Raw genomic sequence first — 19,116 nt, 5'->3', positions numbered from 1 at the left:
GCGGGGGAGATTCCCGCAAAGCGGTAAATGAAGGGTTTCGTGCGTGCGAACGCCGCTATTCCGGGGCTTTTTCGCCTTCGACGAGCGCGCCGGCATTCGGCAGCTGGGCGCTCCTGATCTCGAAGTTCTCCCGCGCCTCCGGCGGCACGGTCTCGCGCAGCCGTAGCCGCTGGGCAACGAAGCCGGCATAGAACAGCGCCACGGCCATGGCGGCATAGATGAAAGTCTTCGGGCCGAAGACCGGGGTCAGCGCCGTCACGGCCAGTGGAACCAGTGTCGCAGACGTCGACCAGGCGACGAGGAGGGTCGAGGCGAGCGGCACGAAATCCTCGGGGTCGGTCCGGTCGTTGGCGTGCGCGTTGGCGATCGAATAGACACTTTCGACGGCGCCCGCCCAGAGCGCGAAGACGATCATGAGGATGACGAAGGCCTGGAAGGAGACGAAAAGGGCCGCGACCGCAGTGCTTGCGATCAGCATGCAGGTGGCGATCAGCACGATGCGCCGGTCGATACGGTCGGAGAGCGTGCCGAGCGGGTACTGTACGAAGATGAGGCCGAACTGCATGACGAACATCAGGAGCGCCACATCCGTCTGGCCGACCTTGTTCGTGGCGGCATAGATCGGCGTAAAGCCCTGTACGACCATGGAGAGGCCGCCGGCGGCCAGGACGCCGATCAGCGCGACAGGCGAGTTGCGCCAGGCCATGGCGAAATCGACGCTGACCCGGGCGGGTGCCGGTGGCGTGGGCAGTCGGGTGAGGCCGATGGGCAGCAGCGCGATCGTGGTGACGAAGATGGTGACGAGTGGTGCGAGGTTGCCATCCGCCGGCATGCGGCCGAACAGCCAGGCGCCGACGCCGAGCCCCAGCACATAGGCCATGTAGAAGAAGGACATGGCCTTGCCGCGCCAGCGATTGTCGCTGGCATGGTTGAGCCAGCTCTGGGCGATGATGAAATTTGCATTGCCGGCCACGCCGTAGATGCCGCGCGCGAGGATCCAGACGACCGGGTTGACGCCGAGCGCGACGAGGAAGGCCGCGATGATGACCAGCGCCAGCGAGCAGGAAAAGGCGCGGGCATGGCCGACGCGGCGGATGACGGGGCCGGCGATGACGCAGCCGACAAGCCCGCCGAAGGCGATCGCCGTGACGGCTGCCCCCGGTGTCCAGGAGGGCGCATCGGCGCGCGACAGCACGTAGGGCACATAGGCCAGCATCACCCCGTTGCCGATGGCGACGAAGGTCATCGAAACGACGATGGCGGTGATGGAAAAGAGCGAGGACGCCCGCTGTGCTTCACCTGTCATCCGCCCGCCCTCCGATTCTTGCTGCGGCACCTTATCCGGCAGGCGGATGTCGCATTGTCGCGGGAGCGGCATCGCCGGAAAATATTATTTTGGAAAGGCTCAGTCCATTGACTCTATTATAAGAGATAATTATTCCATGATAATGGAAGAAGCAATCGACCCTCTGGAAAGTGCCATCGGCGAGCGCGTGCGGCTGTTGCGCATGGCGCGCGGCCAGACGCTGGAAGACCTTGCAGGCGCCTCCGGCGTCAGCCGGGCGATGATCTCGCGCATCGAGCGCGGCGAGGCGAGCCCGACGGCACAATTGCTCTCGCGGCTCTGTGCGGCGCTCGATCTCACGCTCTCCGCCTTCTTCGCCTTCTCCGAGGCGGCGGGCGATCCCTTGTCGCGGCTTGAGGACCAGGTGGTCTGGCGGGATCCCGAAACGGGTTACCAGCGCCGTGCCGTCTCGGCGCCGAACACGGCCTCGCGCGTCGAGGTGATCGACGTGGCGTTTCCGCCGGGCGCGCGCATCGCCTATCCGCCGGAAACGGCCAAGGCCGGCATGACGCAGCACGTCTGGCTGTTTGCCGGCAGTCTGCGCATGACGGTCGGCACGGCCGTGCATGAGCTTTACCCCGGGGACTGCCTCTATATGAGCATCACCGAAGGGCATGTCTTCGAGAATTCCGGCGTGGAGCCGGCGCATTATGCCGTGGTGCTGGACCGCGGCCGATCCTGAGCCAGGAGGACGAGATGAGCGAGATCAGGCTGCTCGATGCCGATGAAACCCGGGCCCGGCTGGGCGAGCTGGCGGATGTGCTGACCGATTGCGTGACCGGCGGGGCCTCCGTCGGCTTCATGGCGCCCTATGGGCCGGCCGATGCGCTGCCCTACTGGCAGGATGTGGCGGCGGCGGTGGGTGAGGGCGCGACGTTGCTTTTTGCCGCCGAACGGGAAGGGCGGATCGTCGGTACGGTGCAGGTCGGCATCCGCCAGATGCCGAACCAGCCGCACCGGGCGGATGTGAAGAAGCTGCTCGTCAAGGAGAGCGAGCGCGGCCGCGGCGTCGCCCGTAGGCTGATGGCCGCTACCGAGGCGGAGGCCGCGCAGCGCGGCAAGACCGTGCTGGTGCTCGATACCGCCACCGGCAGCCCCGCGGAAACCGTCTACGAACGCCTCGGCTGGCAACGCGCCGGGGTTATTCCTGACTATGCGCTCTACCCGGATGGCCGTTTCTGCGCGACGACCTTCTTCTACAAGCGGATCGGCGAGGCGGCCCTGGCGGTGTAACGTTGGGGCCGGTTCCTGAAAAGACAAAAGCCGCGGATTGCTCCGCGGCCTTCGCAGTCCCCCTGCGAAATGTGTCTTACTGGCCAACCGACGACACCATGACGGCATCGCCGTTTTCGATCGAGACCCAGCGGCCGGCGTGGAAGGAAGCTTGGCGCTTCAGGTAGCGATAGGGCGTTTCCGTCCAGAGCTTGACCTCGTTGTTGAGGTTGTCGAGGATGAAGTCGCCCTCCGTGGTGCGCAGCGTCAGCACGGCATGGCCTTCGCCATCCGGCTTGCGCACGACGGTGATCAGCAGATCGCCGGCAGCAAAGCCCTTTTCGATCAGCTTTTTGCGCTTGAGCAGAACATAATCCTCGCAGTCGCCTGCGCCGTCCGGATAGGCCCAGACCTCGTCCTTGCCGTAGAGGTCCTTGTCGGTCATCGGCGTGACGGCACGGTTGGTGCTGGCGTTGATCTCGCGCACCACCGTCCAGCCGAAGGTCGTCACCTTGGCAGGCGCCTGGCCGCGCACACCCGTGCGGCACTCGGAAGCGTTGGTCTGACAGAATTCATAATGGCCGATCGGCTGGGACGTGATGCCGCCGGTCTGCATGGTCAGCGCCGAAGCCGGCGCCGTGAAAGCCGAGGAAGAAGAAACGAGGAGAGCGAGAACCGCCGCAACCCCAGCCTTCGCACCAATCATTCGTGCCATGAAACGTCCCCTAATCGTTAACAAAGAGTTAACGGTCAGGCGGGCACTTCGTCAATCATGAGATTTGGCGATGCGGGAATATGGTTAAAATGTGATCGGGCCGGGGCCTCATCGCCCGCGGACGAGGGCTTCTGTTGCCTCGAGGATCTTGGCGATATCCTGCGGGCGCGACAGACGATGGTCCCCGTCACGGATCATGGTCAGCACGACGTCGTCGCCGGAAAGGTGCTCCATCAGGCGCACCGCATGGCCATAGGGTACATCGGGGTCGGCCATGCCCTGCAGGATGTGCACGGGGCAGCCGGTCTCGATGGCGCCGGTCAGAACGCGGTTGTCGCGGCCGTCCTCGATGAGTTTGCGCGTATAGATGTTCGGGTCGGGGCCGTAGGGCGTCGGCTCCTCGAACTGGCCGCGCTCGGCCAGCGCCGTGCGCTCGGCCTCCGTCAAGTTGGGCTCGATCAGGTCCGAGGTGAAATCCGGCGCCGGCGCGATGAGCACGAGGCCAGCGATGTCGATGCCGCCGCGCCCGGCAAGTTCGGCCACGGCACGCAGTGCGATCCACCCGCCCATCGAGGAGCCGACGAGCACCGCGCGGCGCGAGCCGAGCGTCTTTGCCGCGTGGTCGATCACCGCGAGCGTCTCCTCCAGCCAGCGTGAGATCGTGCCGTCGACGAAGGCGCCGCCGGAGGCGCCGTGGCCCGAATAGTCGAAGCGTACGCAGCCGGTGCCGAGGCGGGCGGCAAGCCCGGCAAGCTCCACCGCCTTGGTGCCGGTCATGTCGGACCGGTAGCCGCCGAGCCAAATGATGTGCGCCAGATCGTTGCCGGCTGCGGCCGGCTGAAGCGCCATCGCGATCTTGCGGGCGTCGTCACCCGCGCCCACGGTGATGAATTCCGCAGGGACCCCGTTGCCGTTCGACGCCGTCATGCCTATCTCCTTGTCCTGTGCCCCGACCGCGGCAAAGCGCTCGCCGGCCGGTCTTTTGCCGAGAGCTAGACCAGATTCGCGCGTGCAAGGACAGGTGGTGATTTTTTCCACGCGGCATGCTATTGACTTCGCAAGCGCGATCAACACATTGCCGGAAAACGCCGTCAGGCGGGCAAACGGCCCGGTCGACGCAGGCCCATACCTATCGAAACAGTTCGAGGAGAACACGACCATTCGCAGACCCTTTAAAGCGGAAGCCCCCGTCAAGGACGGCCCGCGCTCCAACAAGGAAATCCGGATTCCCCGGGTTCAGCTTATCGATGCCGACGGTAACAACCACGGCACCGTCCCGACTGATCAGGCACTCCGCATGGCCGAAGAAGCCGGCCTCGATCTCGTGGAGATTTCGCCGAACTCCGAGCCGCCCGTCTGCAAGATCCTTGACCTGGGCAAGCTGAAATACGCCAACCAGAAGAAGGCGGCCGAAGCGCGCAAGAAGCAGAAGATCGTCGAGATCAAGGAAATCAAGATGCGCCCGAACATCGACACGCATGATTATGACGTGAAGATGAAGGCGATGAACCGCTTCTTCGACGAAGGCGACAAGGTCAAGGTGACCCTGAAGTTCCGCGGCCGCGAAATGGCCCACCAGGAGCTTGGCATGAAGCTCCTGATGCAGGTCAAGGAAGACACGCAAACCATCGCCAAGGTGGAAGCTGAGCCGAAGCTCGAAGGCCGCCAGATGATGATGGTGCTCGCGCCGCGGTAACGCGACCCCATGACCACCGGATCGAAGCCGCCTTTCGGGGCGGCTTTTCCGTTTCTGCCTGCCGGATGTCGGGGTTCGAGGATTCCGGTTGCGCTTTTGAGGGACATCGGTTACAAGCCGCCGTCCGAACGGTCCGGCAGGGCATGCCGTGGCCGTTCTTTACGCTGGAGATGCACCTCGTCAGTGTGTCTCGAATTCAAGAAGAATGGAGTAGCAAAATGCCCAAGATGAAGACGAAGTCCTCTGCCAAGAAGCGGTTCAAGATCACCGCGACCGGCAAGGTCGTTGCAGCTGCCGCCGGCAAGCGCCACGGCATGATCAAGCGTACCAACAAGTTCATTCGCGACGCGCGCGGCACCATGGTGCTGGCCGAGCCCGATGGCAAGAAGGTCATCAAGAACTACCTGCCGAACGGTCTCTGAGACTAATCGCGCGATTTGATACGTTAAGGAGATCATGACATGGCACGTGTAAAACGCGGCGTAACTTCCCACGCCAAGCACAAGAAGACGCTGAAGGCAGCCAAGGGCTTCTACGGCCGCCGCAAGAACACCATCCGCGCCGCCAAGGCCGCGGTTGATCGTTCCAAGCAGTTCGCCTACCGCGACCGCAAGGTCAACAAGCGCAATTTCCGCGCGCTCTGGATCCAGCGCATCAACGCTGCCGTCCGCGAGCACGGCCTGACCTATGGCCGCTTCATCGATGGCCTGAACAAGGCTGGCATCGAAGTCGACCGCAAGGTTCTGTCCGACATGGCGATCCATGAGACCGCAGCTTTCGGCGCGCTCGTCGCAGCCGCCAAGAAGGCGCTGGAATACCTCAAGGACACCGGCACGAAGAACGAGTTTGAAGCCGCCGTAAACTAACCGGCGCTTCCACAACCAAAACATCGTTTCGTTGTGAAACCCGCGCCGGGGAACCGGTGCGGGTTTTTGCTTTGTGGACCGGCCTCATCGGAGGACTGGAGATGGATGGCAGGCTGAACGATCTATCCGCGATCCCGGATGCGACCCCCAGGGACATCGAGACGCTTCTCGCTGTTCTTGCCCGTGGTGCGCGCCGTATCGAGCGCGTGGAAATGTCGTTCGGCACCGTCTGGGTGAAGCGCTACGGCACGGAAAAGCCGATCGTCTGGACGCATGCGCAAAATGCGCTCGCCCGGCTGTTCCGCAAACCCTTCCTGCGCGCCTCTCCGCGTCTGGACCGCAAGGCCATGGTGGATCGCGAGGTGCGGCGGCTCGAGGCCTTCGCTGCCGAGGGCTTGCCGGTGCCGAAGGTGCTCTATCGCTCGGACGGTGCACTTGTCCTGTCCGATGCCGGTCCGACGATCGGCATGCAGCTGGGAACGCTGAAATCAGCCGATCCGGAGCGCCATGATGCGCTGCTCGTTGCCTGTGCTGCCGATCTCGGGTCCGTGCATGCGCTGAACCTCTGTCACGGACGCCCGCATCCGCGCGACCTTTTTCTCGAAAACGGCCGTGTCGGCTACATGGATTTCGAGGAGGAACCGGAAGCCGCCATGCCGCTGCCCGCCGCCCAGGCGCGCGACCTCTGGCTCCTGTTTCTCCAGCTTGTGCCGAGCGCGCTCGATGGCGAAACGACCGCGGGCCGGGCGCTTTCCGCCTGGATGGAGAGCGCGCCCGGTGATGCGCTTTCCGAACTCTGTCTTCTCGTGGCGTTTCTCGCCAAGTTTTTATGGCTCACCCGATTGATCGGGCGCGTGCACATGGGTAGTGATCTGCGGCGTTTCCTCGCCGCAACCCGCTATCTGTCGCAGGTTCTCCTGCCGCCCCGCCCGGCCGACGCAAGCAAAGCAGGTAAAGATGACTGAACTCGATACACTGGAACATGGCCTCCTTTCCGCCGTCGCCGAAGCCTCTGACGAGGCGGCGATCGAAGCCGTGCGCGTCGGCGCCCTCGGCAAGAAGGGTTCCGTCTCCGAACTCCTCAAGACGCTCGGCACGATGTCGCCGGAAGAGCGCCAGACGCGCGGCGCGGCGATCAACGCGTTGAAGACCCGCGTCACCGATGCGATCACCGAGCGCAAGACGGCGCTGCGCGACGCTGCCATCGAGGCGCGCCTTGCCGCCGAGACGGTGGATGTCAGCCTGCCGGTGCGCTCCTCGCCCGCCGAGCGCGGCCGCATCCATCCGATCAGCCAGATCGTCGACGAGATCACCGCGATCTTCGGCGACATGGGCTTTTCCATCGCTGAAGGTCCCGACGTCGAGACGGACTACTACAACTTCACGGCGCTGAACTTCCCGGAAGGCCATCCGGCCCGCGAGATGCACGACACGTTCTTCTTCCCCGCGGACGAGAACGGCGAGCGCAAGGTGCTGCGCACGCACACCTCGCCGGTGCAGATCCGCACCATGGAAGCGCAGAAGCCGCCGATCCGCATCATCATTCCCGGCAAGACCTACCGTCAGGACAGTGACGCGACCCATTCACCCATGTTCCATCAGGTCGAAGGCCTCGTGGTCGACAAGACCGCCAATGTCGCCAACATGCGCTGGGTGCTGGAAGAGTTCTGCAAGGCCTTCTTCGAGGTCGACAGCGTCACGATGCGCTTCCGCCCGTCCTTCTTCCCGTTCACCGAGCCGTCCTTCGAGGTCGATATCCAGTGCGATCGCTCGGGCCCGATCGTCAAGTTCGGCGAAGGCACCGACTGGATGGAAATCCTCGGCTGCGGCATGGTCCATCCGAACGTCCTGCGCGCCGGTGGGCTCGACCCCGATGAATATCAGGGCTTTGCCTGGGGCATGGGCCTCGACCGCATCGCCATGCTGAAATACGGCATGCCTGACCTGCGCGACTTCTTCAACGCCGATGTCCGCTGGCTCAGCCACTACGGCTTCCGCCCGCTCGACATGCCGACATTGTTCGGCGGCCTCAGCGCGTAACCGGCATCCAAGGAGACATTTTCATGAAATTCACCCTCTCCTGGCTGAAGGATCACCTTGAGACCGACGCCACGCTCGAAGAGATCTGCGCGAAGCTGACGGCGATCGGCCTTGAAGTGGAAGACGTCGACGACAAGGCGGCCTTCAAGCCCTTCGTCATCGCCAAGGTCGTTTCCGCCGAGCAGCACCCGAACGCCGACAAGTTGCGCGTGCTGATGGTCGATACCGGCAAGGGCGACCCGATCCAGGTCGTCTGCGGCGCGCCGAATGCGCGTACGGGGCTTGTCGGCGCCTTCGCCGCGCCCGGCACCTATGTGCCCGGCATCGACGTGACGCTTGCCGTCGGCACCATCCGCGGCGTCGAGAGCCGCGGCATGATGTGCTCGGAAAAGGAACTGGAAATTTCCGACAACCATGACGGCATCATCGACCTGCCGGCCGATGCGCCTGTCGGCACGAGCTATGCGGCCTATGCCGGCCTCGACGATCCGGTCATTGAGATCAACCTGACGCCGAACCGCCCGGACTGCACGAGCATTTTCGGTATTGCCCGCGATCTTGCCGCCTCCGGCCTCGGTACGCTGAAGGCCCCAAAGGCCCCGTCCTTCCCGGTCGAGGGCGAGACACCGGTCAAGGTGAAGCTGGAGCTTGGCGGCGAGGATCATCTCTGCCCCGGTTTCGCGCTCCGGCTTGTGCGCGGCGTGAAGAATGGCCCGAGCCCGCGCTGGATGCAGCAGCGGCTTCTCGCCATCGGTCTTCGCCCGATCAACGCGCTCGTCGACATCACCAACTACATGACCTTCGACCAGGGCCGCCCGCTGCACGTCTTCGACGCGGCCAAGGTGAAGGGCAACCTTGTCGTGCGCCGCGCGGCCGAGGGGGAAAAGGTGCTGGCGCTTGACACGCGCGAATACACGCTGAACCCGGCCAACATCGTCATCGCCGATGACAACGGCATCGAATCGATCGGCGGCATCATGGGCGGCGAACATTCAGGCTGCGACGAGAACACGATCGACGTGCTGATCGAATCGGCGCTTTGGGACCCGATGAACATCGCCAAGTCCGGCCGTGCGCACGGTATCATCACCGATGCGCGCTACCGCTTCGAGCGCGGCGTCGATCCGCAATACATGGTTCCCGGCATCGAGCGCGCCACAGCGCTGGTGCTGGAACTCTGCGGCGGCGTGGCCGCGAAGACGGATGTCGTCGGCTACAAGGGTTTTGACGCCAAGGTCGTCGATTTCCCCTTCTCCGAGGTCAAGCGCCTGACCGGCCTTGAAGTGTCGTCGCAAGAGAGCGTTGATATCCTGACCCGTCTCGGCTTCACCGTCACCGGCTCGGGCGAGCGGGTCTCCGTCGCGGTCCCCTCCTGGCGTCCCGACGTCGATGGCAAGGCGGATCTCGTGGAAGAGGTCATGCGCATCCACGGCGTCGACAACATCAAGCCGGCGCCGCTCGAAAGCCATGGTGCCGTCAATGGCCGCATCCTGACCACGCTGCAGATCCGCTCGCGCCTTGCCAAGCGGGCGCTTGCTTCACGCGGCATGCTGGAGGCCGTCACCTGGTCCTTCATCCCGAAGGCCCATGCCGAACTCTTCGGCGGCGGTGCTGCCTCGCTGGCGCTCTCCAATCCGATTGCATCGGATATGTCGGACATGCGCCCGTCGCTGCTGCCGGGCCTGCTTGCCGCCGCACAGCGCAATGCCGACAAGGGCTATGGCGATGTCGCGCTCTTCGAGGTCTCCGGCACCTATGAGAACGACAGGCCCGAGGGCCAGCGCCGCGTTGCCGGCGGTGTGCGCCGCGGCACGGCCTCGCTTGCCGGTTCCGGCCGCCTCTGGTCGAATGCCGCCAAGGGTGGCGGCAAGCCGGTTGACGTCTATGACGCCAAGGCCGATGCGCTGGCCGTGATCGAGGCCTGCGGCTTGCCGATGGGCAATGTGCAGATCGAGCCCGGTGCGCCCGGCTGGTATCATCCGGGCCGGTCCGGCACGATCAAGATGGGCCCGAAGATCGTGCTTGGATATTTCGGCGAGTTCCACCCGAAGGCGCTCGGCGCGCTCGACGTATCCGGCGCCCTCTGCGGTTTCGAGATCTTTGTCGATGCCATGCCGGACCCGAAGAAGAAGGCGACCCGCACCAAGCCGGCACTCGATCTCTCGCCCTTCCAGGCCGTCAAGCGCGACTTCGCCTTCGTCGTCGACAAGACGGTGGAAGCCGGCGCCATCGTGCGCGCTGCGACGGGGGCGGACCGCAAGCTGATCGCCGCCGTCAACGTCTTCGACGTCTTCGAGGGCGCATCGCTCGGCGAAGGCAAGAAGTCGATCGCCATCGAAGTCGTCTTCCAGCCGACCGACAAGACCCTGACGGACGAGGACTTCGAGGCACTCACCGCCAAGATCGTCGGCAATGTCGTCAAGACCACGGGCGGCACGCTGCGCGCCTGACCGGGACCGGAGCGGGGCGGTCACGCCCCGCTTTCCAATTCGTGAGCACCGGTCGCATTTTGTGAACGGACCGTTGCCGGCTTGCGGATTGAACATTGGTTAGCAAGGCCTTAATCCCCTCCCAGGGAGGTTATCGAGGTCGAAATGGATTCTGCTGCCAATCTCCTGCCGCTCGCCATCATGGGTGTCGGCGTCTATCTCTTCTTCCGCTGGGTGGTGCGCGACATGAACCGCCCGACAGGCCGCTAGGCCTCTCCGTCTCCCTATGCATTGCCGATCAGCACGCCAGCAGCCAGCACGAGACTGCCGCCGAACACGACCTGGAGAACCGCGCGGAAGAACGGCGTTTCCATGTAGCGGTTCTGGATGAAGGCGATCGCCCAGAGTTCCACGAAGACGACGAAGACGGCGATGGTCGTCGCCAGCATGAAGTTCGGGATCAGATAGGGCAGGGCATGGCCGAGACCGCCGACGGCGGTCATGATGCCCGAGGCAAGGCCGCGCTTGACCGGCGAACCGCGGCCGGAGAGTTTCCCGTCGTCATGGGCCGCTTCCGTGAAACCCATCGAGATGCCGGCGCCGACCGAGGCCGAGAGACCGACGAGGAAGGTCTGCCAGGTGTCCTGCGTGGCGAAGGCGGCGGCGAAGATCGGCGCGAGCGTCGAGACGGAGCCGTCCATCAGGCCGGCAAGGCCCGGCTGCACATAGGTCAGCACGAATTGCCGCTGTGCCGTCTGGTCTTCCTCCGCCTTCACATCTTCAGGTGTGTGCTGTTTGCCAAGCCGGCGGGCGAGCGATTCATGGGATTTCTCCGCAAGCGCCAGGTCGCCGAGCAGTTTTCGCGTTGCGGCGTCCTCGGTGCGGGAGGCGGCGGCAAGGTAGAAGCGGTGCGCAGCGTCCTCCATCGCCTCGGCCTGCGCGCGGATCGCCTCGAGAGGCATGTTCTGGATCAGCCAGTCCGGCTTGCGTTCCGGGAAGTCGCGCACATGTTCGCGCCGCACCAGCGGGATGCGGTCGCTGAAGCGCGCCACATGGCGATCGATGAGCATCTGGCGGTGATGGCTCTCCTCCTCGGCCATCTCCTCGAAGATGCGGGCGGAATGCGGATAGGCGTCGCGCAGCGCATCGGCATAGGCAAGGTAGATGCGCCCGTCGTCCTCTTCCGAGGAGATGGCAAGGGCGAGGATCTCCTGTTCGCTTAGGGATTCGAGGCTGCGTTTGCCGGGGCGGAAAAGGCGGGAGAACATCGGTAACAATCCAGTTTAGAATGATTCTAAATATACGATCGAACATGCCTTGGTCAACCTCGACAGGATGTCGCGCCTGCGGGCCAAGGCGCATCCGATATCCCTGCTCGCTCGTTCCGATGGGGGGCTGATTTTCCGCGTGCCGTTCTCGTAAAACCGCTGCACACTTTTGCGCGACATGCTTTAGTGTGGCCGTAGTGGAGACTGCGAAGGACGTGATGTGACCGCCGGACTGAAGCCGCTTACCGCAAGCCGCGACACGCTGCTCGATCGCCTCGGCCGCCGTTTTGCCGACAAGCTGCAAGGCCAGACCTCCGGCTATGAGCCCTACACGCCTTCCGATCCTGAAACGCTGGCGCGCACGTTGCGGCCCGGCGACGTATTGCTGGTGGAGGGCAACCAGAAGGTCTCGGCCGCGATCAAGTACCTGACGCAGTCCACCTGGTCGCATGCGGCGCTCTTCGTCGGTGATGAGGTGCCGTTGACGCTGGATCAGGCAACGCTGCCGGCGGCGCAGCGCCCGCAGCTTATCGAGGTCAATCTCGGCGAGGGCTGCGTTGCCGTGCCGCTCACCAAGTACCGTACCTACAATACGCGCATCTGCCGCCCGGTGGGGCTGACGCCGGAGGATCGCGACACGCTCGTCGCCTTCATGATCTCGCGCCTCGGGCTGAAATACGATCTGAAGAACATCACGGACATGTTGCGCTATTTCATGCCCACGCCGCCGGTGCCCGTCCGCTGGCGCCGCCGCATGATCGCCTTCGGTTCAGGCGATCCGACGCGGGCGATCTGCTCGACGCTGATTGCGGAAGCCTTCGAGGCGATCCGCTATCCGATCCTGCCCGACATCACGCGAGCGCCCGGCCATGCCGCGGCGACGTCGACCTATTCGCGCGAAGAAATCCTGCACATCCGCCATCATTCGCTCTATACGCCGCGCGACTTCGATCTCTCGCCCTATTTCGAGATCGTCAAGCCGACCTTGAAATACGGTTTCGATTACAAGCGGCTGGAATGGGCGCCGGGTCGCGAAGGGCCCTGATGGCCCCCCGCGAAAATCTGCGGTATCTTATTGCTTGAGCGGCGAGATCGCGATTTCGACGCGCCGGTTCTGCGCGCGGCCCATTTCCGAGGCGTTGGAGGCGATCGGACGTTCCAGGCCGTAACCCATCGCCGACATGCGGCGCGGGTCGACACCGCGGCCGGCCAGGTAGTTGGCGACCGAATTGGCGCGGCGGTTGGAGAGGTCCATGTTGTAGCCGGCATTGCCGACCGAATCGGTGTGGCCGTCGACGTCGATCAGCGTCTTGTTGAACTTGCGCAAGACGAGCGCGACCGAATCGAGCGTCGGATAGAACGGCGGGATCACCTGGTCTTGATCCGTAGCGAAGGTGACGTTCGACGGCATGTTGAGGATGATGCGATCCCCCATGCGCGTGACGGAAACACCGGTGCCCTGAAGCTGGGCGCGCAGCTCGGCTTCCTGGTTGTCCATGTAGTTGCCGATGGCGCCACCGGCCAGTGCCCCGACGCCGGCACCGATCAGCGCGGCATTGCGACGTTGCACCGGGTTGTTGCCGATCAGGAGACCGGCAACCGCGCCGACGCCCGCGCCGATCGCCGCACCGCCGGCCGTGTTGGAAACCTTCTGTTCGCCCGTATAGGGGTCGGTGGTCGTGCAGGCAGAAAGATAGACCGCGGCAACCGCGACAACAGCGCATTTCTTGTACATGCAGGCATCCCCGAGACTTCGATGATTCTGCTTCAACCTACCGATTGCGGCAGGAACATGAAAGAGGCGCGCATTTGCCTAGGTTTCGCCGCCCCCGCTGGAGGTGACGCCGGCGCTTGCGGCGACCACGAGGCCCGTGCCGAGCATCTGCAAAGGCGTCATCGGCTGGCTGAGCACGAGGAAGCCGGCAAGCGCGCCAAGGGCGGGCTCGAGGCTCATCAGAATGCCGAAGGCGGCCACCGGCATGCGGCGCAGCGCAATCATTTCCAAGGCATAGGGGATGAGTGGCACCAGAAGCGCAAGGCCGAGCATCATGCCGAGGCCTTCCAGGCTCATCGCCTCATGCGCCCGCACCAGGCCGAAGGGCGCGGCGACGACCGCGGCTATGATCAGCGACATGGCAAGGCCTTCGAGGCCCGGAAAGACCCGGCCGGCCTTCTTCATCAGCACGATGTAGGTGCCCCAGCCGATGCCGGAACCGCAGGCAAAGAGCAGGCCGACGGGATCGCCGACCCAGCCGTCGCCGTCATGAGAGAGCAGCACCACGCCGAGGAAGGCCGCGAGGGGCCAGATCAGCCGCCAGCCGCCGCCGAGTCCCCATGTCGCCACGGCGAGCGGTCCGAGGAACTCGATCGCCACGGCAAGGCCGAGCGGGATGCGCCCGATGGCGGCGAAGAAGCAGAGCGTCATCGCCGCCATGGTGGTGCCCAGCGCCAGCGCGCTTTTCCACTGTTCGCGGCTGTAGGAGCGCATGGGGGGCCGCACGATCAGCGCCAGCACGGACGCTGCCATCACGAGGCGCAGGAAGGTCGTGGCAAAGGGCCCGTAGTCGGCAATCGCGGTGGCCGAAAAGGCTGCGCCGAACTGCACGCTCGACATGGACGCAAGGCAGAGAAGGACCCCGGTGAGAAGACTTGCATTGCCGGAGCCCGAAAGCCCGCCGCCTGTCGCTGTCTGTTGATCGGCCATGAAATGCCCTCCCGGCTGCCCGCTGAAAGCACCGGGTTTGAAGAACCTCAGCGCACTTTAGCGGGACATGCATTAGTGGAGGGGGCGTCACGCGGCAAATGGATAATCGTGACGCCTTGCTTCAGGAAAATTGATGCTGGCCTCAGCCGGCAACGCCCTTCAGCGTGTTGGCGACATTGGGGCCGATTTCCGGCACGCCGTAGCCGCCTTCCATGACGACGAGGACAGGCACGCCGCTGGCCGCGACCGCCCGCCCCATCGTGATGTAGTCCGGCGAAGTCAGTTTGAAGAAGGAGATCGGGTCCTTCTCGAAGGTGTCGACGCCGAGCGAGAGCACGATCACCTCAGCGCCGAAGGCTGAAATGCGCTTCAGGGCATCGGCTAGTGCCGCCTCCCAGACGGAGAAGGGGGTGCCGGGCGGCATCGGATAGTTCTGTGTCGTGCCTTCCCCTGCGCCCTTGCCGGTCTCTTCCGCATAGCCGAGGAAATGCGGGAAGGCTTCGGTCGGGTCGCCATGCAGCGAGGCGAAATAGACGTCGCCGCGCTCGTAGAAAATATCCTGCGTGCCGTTGCCGTGATGGAAGTCGACATCGAGCACGGCAACCTTCCTGGCGCCCTTGTCGAGGAAGCGCTGGGCGGCGACGGCGGCGTTGTTGATGAAGCAGTAGCCGCCGAAACTGTCGATGCACGCATGATGGCCCGGCGGGCGGCAAAGCGCGAAGGCCGCCTTCGCGCCGTCAGCCACGATATCGGCCGCTGTCACCGCGCTCTGCATGGAGGAGACGGCGGCCTGCCAGGTGCCGGAGGTGATCGCCGTTTCTGTCGCATTGCAATAGTAGCCAAGCAGGCCGTCGATCTGGCTCGGGATGCGCGACGAGGTGCGGCGCACCGGGAAGGAGGTCGCAATGGCCTCCCCCTTGTAGCCGGCGGCCTTCCATTTCTCCCAGGCGCCTTCCAGGAAGGAAAGGTAGCCGGCATCATGCACCTTCAGTGCGGTTTCCAGCCCGTGGCGTACCGGCGCGGAAACGTCGGTGAAACCGGCATCCTTGACCGCGGCGAGGATCCACTCCGCCCGGAACGGCGCCTCGAAGGGCGGCACGAGCTCGCCGCCGTAAAGCTCGCTACGAGCGTTCCTGAGCTTGTGGTCCTCGGAAAAAATAACACGCATGAAGGGTTCCCCGTTTTCATTCGGGCGCGACGGTAGTGCATTTTCCAGAGAAGGGGAATCTCCCTTGCGCGGTAGGCGGCTGCATTGTGTCGGCCCTGAAACGGCACGTGCCCCCGCTAATGGCGGGGGCACGTGATGGGGGCATCGGCGCGGTCAGGCAAGCGCGGCGCGCTGTCGGCGGCCAAGGCCGATCTTCTTGAGGAGCAGCACATCGGCGACGACCACGGCGGCAAGCGCAATCAGCCCCATGCCGGCAAGCGTCAGCCCGCTGCCGGCGAGGGCGAGGACGGCGATGCTGCCGACGATCCAGGCTGCATCACCCGCAATGGCGAAGCGGACGGCCGAGACCGAGGGCTGCTCCTGCCGCCCGACAGCGAGGTGGAAGGCGCCCCAGAGGGCGAAGAAAGCGGCAAAACCATTGAGGACAGCCGGTGTTGCGAGCGGACCGACGAGGGCGCCGATCGGGCCCGACAGGGCAAAGAGAAGGACGGCAGTGGCAAGCGAGAAGACACCGTCGGCAAGCATGATGGACTTCAGCAGGTTGCGGTTGATGGCAGCGAACATTGTGGGCTCCTTTCGGTTTCGATGTGCTGATCCTGCCGGGGCCCGTGGTGTAAACCAATTACCTTGGAGGTAATGGAAATCATGCCGGGCCTCCTGTTTAGTGCGGGAGATGAAAAGGGAGGACTGCATGGAATTCGGTGAGCATCTCAAGGAGTGGCGCGGCCATCGCCGTATGAGCCAGCTGGAGCTGGCAAGCGAGGCCGGCATTTCCGCCCGTCATCTGTCTTTTCTCGAGACTGGTCGCTCGCGCCCCTCGGAAGGCATGATCCTGCGCCTCTCCGCGGTGCTGGATATTCCGGCGCGCGATCAGGGCCTGCTGTTTTCCGCCGCCGGCTTTCGCCCACGCTTCGCAACGGCGCCGGCCACGAGCCTTGCCGCCTTCCCGCCTGCCGTGGCGGAGGCGATCGGCCTCATCCTCGCCCGCCACGATCCCTATCCGGGCGTTGTCTTCGACCACGAATACAACGTGCTGACCGCCAACCAGGCCTTTCTGGGCCTTGCCGGCATGGCGGGCATCGCCGTCTCGCCGGGCGACAACTTCCTCGATGCCTATCTCGGGCCGACGCCGCTGCGCTCGATCGTCGTCAACTGGGCGCAATCGGCCGCCGATCTCGTGCACCGCATCCGTGCCGAGGCCTGGCTGCAGGGGCCGCGCAGCCCGCTCCTGAAGCGCATCGAGCGGCTGGCCGCCGCGGCTGACATCCAGGCCGCGCTGCAAGCCTTTCCGGAGACGGGCCGGCTGCCGATCCTGCCGATCGAGATGAAGATCGGGACAAAACATTTCAACTGGATCACCACGCTTACCTCCTTCGGCTCCGTGCAGGATGCGCTGGTGCAGGGCGTGCTGATCGAAAGCTTCTTCCCGGCGGATGCCGGGACGCGGGCACATTTCGAGGAATGAGGACAGTCAGGTGTTGATGACGAGCATGCCGCCGATGATGAGGAAGGCCCCAACCGCGTAGCGCAGCGTCAGCGCTTCGCCGAGGAAAAGGCTGGCGAAGAGCGGCACGAAGCAGAAGGTCAGTGCCATGAACGAATAGCCGATCGTCAGAGGCACCGCTTTCAGCACGAAGATCCAGATGATGGTGCCTGCCCCGTAGATCGCGAGGGCGAGAAGAAGAAGCGGATTGAACGCCAGCGCTGCCAGCCCCTTGAGGCCGAAATCGCCGGTCGTGCCGCTCGTCAGCTTGAACAGCACCTGTCCCGTGGCGATCAGGAGCGGCGTGCCGAGCAGGCCGGCCCAGACCGCAGGGCTATAGGCGCTCGCCGTCACGCTTCGGCCTCCGCACGGTCTTCCATGTAGAAGATGTCGCGGCCGATATCGAGGCAGACGTGGCGGGGCGGCACAGGATGCACGGCGCGCAGGAAGGAATGCGTGTAGGGGAAGAAGTTGAAATGCGGGTTGAAGCTATAGCGGTACTCTCGCTCGCGCGGCACGACGATGATCAGACGCCGGCGCGCGATGCGGCGAAGTTCCGCGATCGCCTGGCGGTATTCCAGCACATGTTCGATGACATGGGTGCAGACGACCGTATCGAACTCGCCATCGGCGAAGGGCAGGGATTCGATCATCGCCGCAACATATTCGACGCCTGTGATATGGGCTGCGTCGTCAACGACGAAATCGACGCCGGTCAGCCGTTTGAGATCAGGGTTGCCGGCCTTGATGTAGCTGAGCAGCGCGCCGGTGCCGCAACCGACGTCGCAGATGCTTTCCCCGGCGATGGAGCCGACGATGCGGTCGATGCAGGCCTGCGAATTGTCCGTGCCGGCATGGACGCGTGGATGCTCGCGATAGAGGTCTTCATATTCCGCGGCAGTCAGAAACGGCGCTCGCTCACGGAATTTTGCGAGCTTGCCGATGTGCTTGCCCCATACGAGGCTTGCCGCCTGCCGGAAGAGTACCGAATCGCGCAGGATCGGCGGCAGCACGTCCTCGATCACGAAACGAATGCGGTTGGTGGTTTCCCTGTTCATGCTCGTCTTCCGTTCGATCAGGCCGCAAGATGCCGCGTGGCCTTGTCCGCCTTGCGGACGCTGCGGATATGCCGGCCTGCGGACTGGTTCATGTAGTGGATGCGCAACTGCTCGGCGCGGGCGCGGGCGAGGGAATCGAGGATGAGGCCGGCGGAGAAGACGAGGAACGAGATCATCATCAGGGCGAGCGAGAAAACCCAGGTCGGCATGCGCTCGACGAGGCCGGTGTGGAAATAGGCGGCCAGAACCGGCGCCATGAAGGTGAGGCTCGCCGCCATGAAGACGCCGCTGATGGCGCTGAAGAACACGAAGGGTCGTGTCTCTTTCATCAGCATGGCGAACATCCAGAGGATCTTCGCGCCGTCCTTGAAGGTGGAGAGCTTGGAATGCGAGCCTTCCGGCCGGCGGCCGTAGTCGAGTTCCAGCTCGGCGATCGGCATGCGCAGCCGAGAGGCGTGCACGGACATTTCGGTCTCGATCTCGAAGCCGCCGGAAACGGCGGGAAAGCTCTTCGCGAAGCGACGCGAGAAGGCGCGGTAGCCGGAGAAGATATCGGAGAAATCGTTGCCGAAGAGCGAGCGGAACAGGGTGTTGAAGATGCGGTTGCCGAAGGCGTGGCCCTGTCGGCCGGCATCCGCATGCACACCGCGGCGCGTGCCGACGACCATGTCGGCGCCTTCGGTGATCAGCGTGCGGATGAGTTCGGCCGCATCGGACGCGGCGTAGGTGCCGTCGCCGTCGGCCATGATGTAGATGTCGGCCTCGATGTCGGAGAACATGCGGCGCACCACGTTGCCCTTGCCCTGGCGGCGCTCGCGCACGACCGTCGCACCGGCCAGCGCCGCGCGCAATGCGGTCGAATCGGTGGAGTTGTTGTCGTAGACATAGATGCGGGCGGACGGCAGGGCGGCGCGAAAGCCGTGAACGACGTCGCCGATCGTCTGCGCCTCGTTGTAGCAGGGCAGCAGCACGGCGATCTCCAGGTCTTCCATCAGGTTTTCCGTCATGGTGGCGCGTTCTCCCGGCGCGGGCCTCTTCATGCGACCCACGATTTTACTATTTCTTGAGAAGGTTAAGGCTAGGTTTCGGCAGGCTTCCAATGGTGGACGAAGGGGCGAAACGTGTCGAAATC

21 protein-coding genes are annotated in these 19,116 nt (G+C 64.3%); 10 read left to right on the top strand and 11 right to left on the bottom strand.

All coding sequences use genetic code 11. The features are described 5' to 3' along the window. Window positions 1–55: 55 nt before the first annotated feature. Complete coding sequence (locus AKG11_RS01745) at window positions 56–1,306, bottom strand: MFS transporter (protein WP_050742732.1); 1,251 nt, start codon at window positions 1,304–1,306, stop codon at window positions 56–58. Window positions 1,307–1,442: 136 nt separating this feature from the next. Between AKG11_RS01745 and AKG11_RS01740 the strand changes: the two genes are divergently transcribed. Both AKG11_RS01740 and AKG11_RS01735 read left to right on the top strand, forming a co-directional pair. Further along, a complete protein-coding gene (locus AKG11_RS01740) occupies window positions 1,443–2,027 on the top strand; it encodes a helix-turn-helix domain-containing protein (protein WP_371260022.1) in 585 nt (194 codons plus the stop codon). Between the two features lie 14 nt (window positions 2,028–2,041). Then, window positions 2,042–2,578 (top strand): GNAT family N-acetyltransferase, encoded by a 537-nt coding sequence (locus AKG11_RS01735; protein ID WP_050742730.1) that lies wholly within the window; start codon window positions 2,042–2,044, stop codon window positions 2,576–2,578. 76 nt (window positions 2,579–2,654) lie between these two features. On the opposite strand, the gene AKG11_RS01730 is transcribed toward AKG11_RS01735, so the two are convergent. Together AKG11_RS01730 and AKG11_RS01725 are read right to left on the bottom strand one after the other, a co-directional pair. Then, the gene (locus AKG11_RS01730) at window positions 2,655–3,272 is read right to left on the bottom strand and encodes a transglutaminase-like cysteine peptidase (RefSeq protein WP_023514374.1); all 618 of its coding nucleotides are present in this window, start codon (window positions 3,270–3,272) and stop codon (window positions 2,655–2,657) included. Between the two features lie 108 nt (window positions 3,273–3,380). Further along, window positions 3,381–4,199 (bottom strand): alpha/beta hydrolase, encoded by an 819-nt coding sequence (locus tag AKG11_RS01725; RefSeq protein WP_023514373.1) that lies wholly within the window; start codon window positions 4,197–4,199, stop codon window positions 3,381–3,383. A gap of 232 nt (window positions 4,200–4,431) precedes the next feature. On the opposite strand from AKG11_RS01725, the gene infC reads away from it, so the two are divergent. From infC to pheT, 6 genes are all read left to right on the top strand, one after another. Beyond that, the gene (gene infC / locus AKG11_RS01720) at window positions 4,432–4,968 is read left to right on the top strand and encodes a translation initiation factor IF-3 (protein ID WP_037405667.1); all 537 of its coding nucleotides are present in this window, start codon (window positions 4,432–4,434) and stop codon (window positions 4,966–4,968) included. A 218-nt stretch (window positions 4,969–5,186) separates the two neighbouring features. Beyond that, on the top strand, window positions 5,187–5,390 hold the full coding sequence (gene rpmI / locus AKG11_RS01715) for a 50S ribosomal protein L35 (protein ID WP_024270153.1): 204 nt from the start codon (window positions 5,187–5,189) through the stop codon (window positions 5,388–5,390). 39 nt (window positions 5,391–5,429) lie between these two features. Next, entirely contained in the window at window positions 5,430–5,834 is a 405-nt protein-coding gene (gene rplT / locus AKG11_RS01710; RefSeq protein WP_023513682.1) for a 50S ribosomal protein L20, read from the top strand. A gap of 101 nt (window positions 5,835–5,935) precedes the next feature. Continuing rightward, window positions 5,936–6,799 carry a BUD32 family EKC/KEOPS complex subunit gene (locus tag AKG11_RS01705; protein WP_050742729.1) on the top strand — a complete coding sequence of 288 codons (864 nt, stop codon included), beginning with the start codon at window positions 5,936–5,938 and terminating at the stop codon, window positions 6,797–6,799. Then, window positions 6,792–7,874 carry a phenylalanine--tRNA ligase subunit alpha gene (pheS, locus tag AKG11_RS01700; protein WP_023513680.1) on the top strand — a complete coding sequence of 361 codons (1,083 nt, stop codon included), beginning with the start codon at window positions 6,792–6,794 and terminating at the stop codon, window positions 7,872–7,874. Before AKG11_RS01705 ends, pheS begins: the two co-directional genes overlap by 8 nt. 23 nt (window positions 7,875–7,897) lie before the next feature. After that, entirely contained in the window at window positions 7,898–10,324 is a 2,427-nt protein-coding gene (pheT, locus tag AKG11_RS01695; RefSeq protein ID WP_050742728.1) for a phenylalanine--tRNA ligase subunit beta, read from the top strand. 263 nt (window positions 10,325–10,587) lie between these two features. Here pheT and mbfA read toward each other — a convergent pair whose 3' ends face one another. Continuing rightward, window positions 10,588–11,571: an iron exporter MbfA gene (gene mbfA / locus AKG11_RS01690; RefSeq protein ID WP_050742727.1), complete on the bottom strand. Its 984-nt coding sequence runs from the start codon at window positions 11,569–11,571 to the stop codon at window positions 10,588–10,590. Between the two features lie 220 nt (window positions 11,572–11,791). Between mbfA and AKG11_RS01685 the strand changes: the two genes are divergently transcribed. Next, entirely contained in the window at window positions 11,792–12,616 is an 825-nt protein-coding gene (locus AKG11_RS01685; protein ID WP_023512458.1) for a C40 family peptidase, read from the top strand. A 27-nt stretch (window positions 12,617–12,643) separates the two neighbouring features. On the opposite strand, the gene AKG11_RS01680 is transcribed toward AKG11_RS01685, so the two are convergent. The 4 genes from AKG11_RS01680 to AKG11_RS01665 form a co-directional block, all read right to left on the bottom strand. Further along, window positions 12,644–13,306, bottom strand: coding sequence for a YiaD family glycine zipper/OmpA-like lipoprotein (locus tag AKG11_RS01680; protein ID WP_023512457.1), 663 nt, complete (start codon window positions 13,304–13,306; stop codon window positions 12,644–12,646). 78 nt (window positions 13,307–13,384) lie between these two features. Next, entirely contained in the window at window positions 13,385–14,275 is an 891-nt protein-coding gene (locus tag AKG11_RS01675; RefSeq protein WP_050742726.1) for an EamA family transporter, read from the bottom strand. A 142-nt stretch (window positions 14,276–14,417) separates the two neighbouring features. Beyond that, window positions 14,418–15,443: a histone deacetylase family protein gene (locus AKG11_RS01670; protein ID WP_050742725.1), complete on the bottom strand. Its 1,026-nt coding sequence runs from the start codon at window positions 15,441–15,443 to the stop codon at window positions 14,418–14,420. Between the two features lie 153 nt (window positions 15,444–15,596). Further along, window positions 15,597–16,007, bottom strand: coding sequence for a hypothetical protein (locus AKG11_RS01665; protein WP_050742724.1), 411 nt, complete (start codon window positions 16,005–16,007; stop codon window positions 15,597–15,599). 127 nt (window positions 16,008–16,134) lie between these two features. Between AKG11_RS01665 and AKG11_RS01660 the strand changes: the two genes are divergently transcribed. Beyond that, a complete protein-coding gene (locus AKG11_RS01660) occupies window positions 16,135–16,908 on the top strand; it encodes a helix-turn-helix domain-containing protein (RefSeq protein ID WP_037405661.1) in 774 nt (257 codons plus the stop codon). Window positions 16,909–16,914: 6 nt separating this feature from the next. Here the strand turns inward: AKG11_RS01660 and AKG11_RS01655 are convergent, their stop codons facing one another. From AKG11_RS01655 to AKG11_RS01645, 3 genes are read right to left on the bottom strand one after another with little or no spacing between them, the layout of a single operon-like run. Further along, entirely contained in the window at window positions 16,915–17,280 is a 366-nt protein-coding gene (locus tag AKG11_RS01655) for a DMT family transporter (protein WP_050742723.1), read from the bottom strand. Continuing rightward, window positions 17,277–17,984, bottom strand: a complete 708-nt coding sequence (locus tag AKG11_RS01650; protein ID WP_050742722.1) for a class I SAM-dependent methyltransferase — start codon at window positions 17,982–17,984, stop codon at window positions 17,277–17,279. Before AKG11_RS01650 ends, AKG11_RS01655 begins: the two co-directional genes overlap by 4 nt. Before the next feature lie 17 nt (window positions 17,985–18,001). Then, window positions 18,002–18,991 carry a glycosyltransferase gene (locus tag AKG11_RS01645; RefSeq protein ID WP_050742721.1) on the bottom strand — a complete coding sequence of 330 codons (990 nt, stop codon included), beginning with the start codon at window positions 18,989–18,991 and terminating at the stop codon, window positions 18,002–18,004. Window positions 18,992–19,116 lie beyond the last annotated feature (125 nt).

Source organism: Shinella sp. SUS2 (genome assembly GCF_001262505.1).
Lineage (GTDB): Bacteria > Pseudomonadota > Alphaproteobacteria > Rhizobiales > Rhizobiaceae > Shinella.
Note: the sequence above shows the minus strand (reverse complement) of the source record. Positions and strands in the feature narration are given on the sequence as shown.

What these genes read in the sequence shown, in the direction of transcription:
- rpmI (WP_024270153.1), top strand. Translation starts at nt 5,187, where the DNA reads ATGCCCAAGATGAAGACGAAGTCCTCTGCCAAGAAGCGGTTCAAGATC.
- mbfA (WP_050742727.1), bottom strand. Translation starts at nt 11,571, where the DNA reads ATGTTCTCCCGCCTTTTCCGCCCCGGCAAACGCAGCCTCGAATCCCTA.
- AKG11_RS01740 (WP_371260022.1), top strand. Translation starts at nt 1,443, where the DNA reads ATGATAATGGAAGAAGCAATCGACCCTCTGGAAAGTGCCATCGGCGAG.
- AKG11_RS01660 (WP_037405661.1), top strand. Translation starts at nt 16,135, where the DNA reads ATGGAATTCGGTGAGCATCTCAAGGAGTGGCGCGGCCATCGCCGTATG.
- AKG11_RS01650 (WP_050742722.1), bottom strand. Translation starts at nt 17,984, where the DNA reads ATGAACAGGGAAACCACCAACCGCATTCGTTTCGTGATCGAGGACGTG.
- AKG11_RS01705 (WP_050742729.1), top strand. Translation starts at nt 5,936, where the DNA reads ATGGATGGCAGGCTGAACGATCTATCCGCGATCCCGGATGCGACCCCC.
- AKG11_RS01665 (WP_050742724.1), bottom strand. Translation starts at nt 16,007, where the DNA reads ATGTTCGCTGCCATCAACCGCAACCTGCTGAAGTCCATCATGCTTGCC.
- AKG11_RS01675 (WP_050742726.1), bottom strand. Translation starts at nt 14,275, where the DNA reads ATGGCCGATCAACAGACAGCGACAGGCGGCGGGCTTTCGGGCTCCGGC.
- AKG11_RS01730 (WP_023514374.1), bottom strand. Translation starts at nt 3,272, where the DNA reads ATGGCACGAATGATTGGTGCGAAGGCTGGGGTTGCGGCGGTTCTCGCT.
- AKG11_RS01670 (WP_050742725.1), bottom strand. Translation starts at nt 15,443, where the DNA reads ATGCGTGTTATTTTTTCCGAGGACCACAAGCTCAGGAACGCTCGTAGC.
- pheS (WP_023513680.1), top strand. Translation starts at nt 6,792, where the DNA reads ATGACTGAACTCGATACACTGGAACATGGCCTCCTTTCCGCCGTCGCC.
- AKG11_RS01725 (WP_023514373.1), bottom strand. Translation starts at nt 4,199, where the DNA reads ATGACGGCGTCGAACGGCAACGGGGTCCCTGCGGAATTCATCACCGTG.
- AKG11_RS01680 (WP_023512457.1), bottom strand. Translation starts at nt 13,306, where the DNA reads ATGTACAAGAAATGCGCTGTTGTCGCGGTTGCCGCGGTCTATCTTTCT.
- rplT (WP_023513682.1), top strand. Translation starts at nt 5,430, where the DNA reads ATGGCACGTGTAAAACGCGGCGTAACTTCCCACGCCAAGCACAAGAAG.
- AKG11_RS01645 (WP_050742721.1), bottom strand. Translation starts at nt 18,991, where the DNA reads ATGACGGAAAACCTGATGGAAGACCTGGAGATCGCCGTGCTGCTGCCC.
- pheT (WP_050742728.1), top strand. Translation starts at nt 7,898, where the DNA reads ATGAAATTCACCCTCTCCTGGCTGAAGGATCACCTTGAGACCGACGCC.
- AKG11_RS01745 (WP_050742732.1), bottom strand. Translation starts at nt 1,306, where the DNA reads ATGACAGGTGAAGCACAGCGGGCGTCCTCGCTCTTTTCCATCACCGCC.
- AKG11_RS01735 (WP_050742730.1), top strand. Translation starts at nt 2,042, where the DNA reads ATGAGCGAGATCAGGCTGCTCGATGCCGATGAAACCCGGGCCCGGCTG.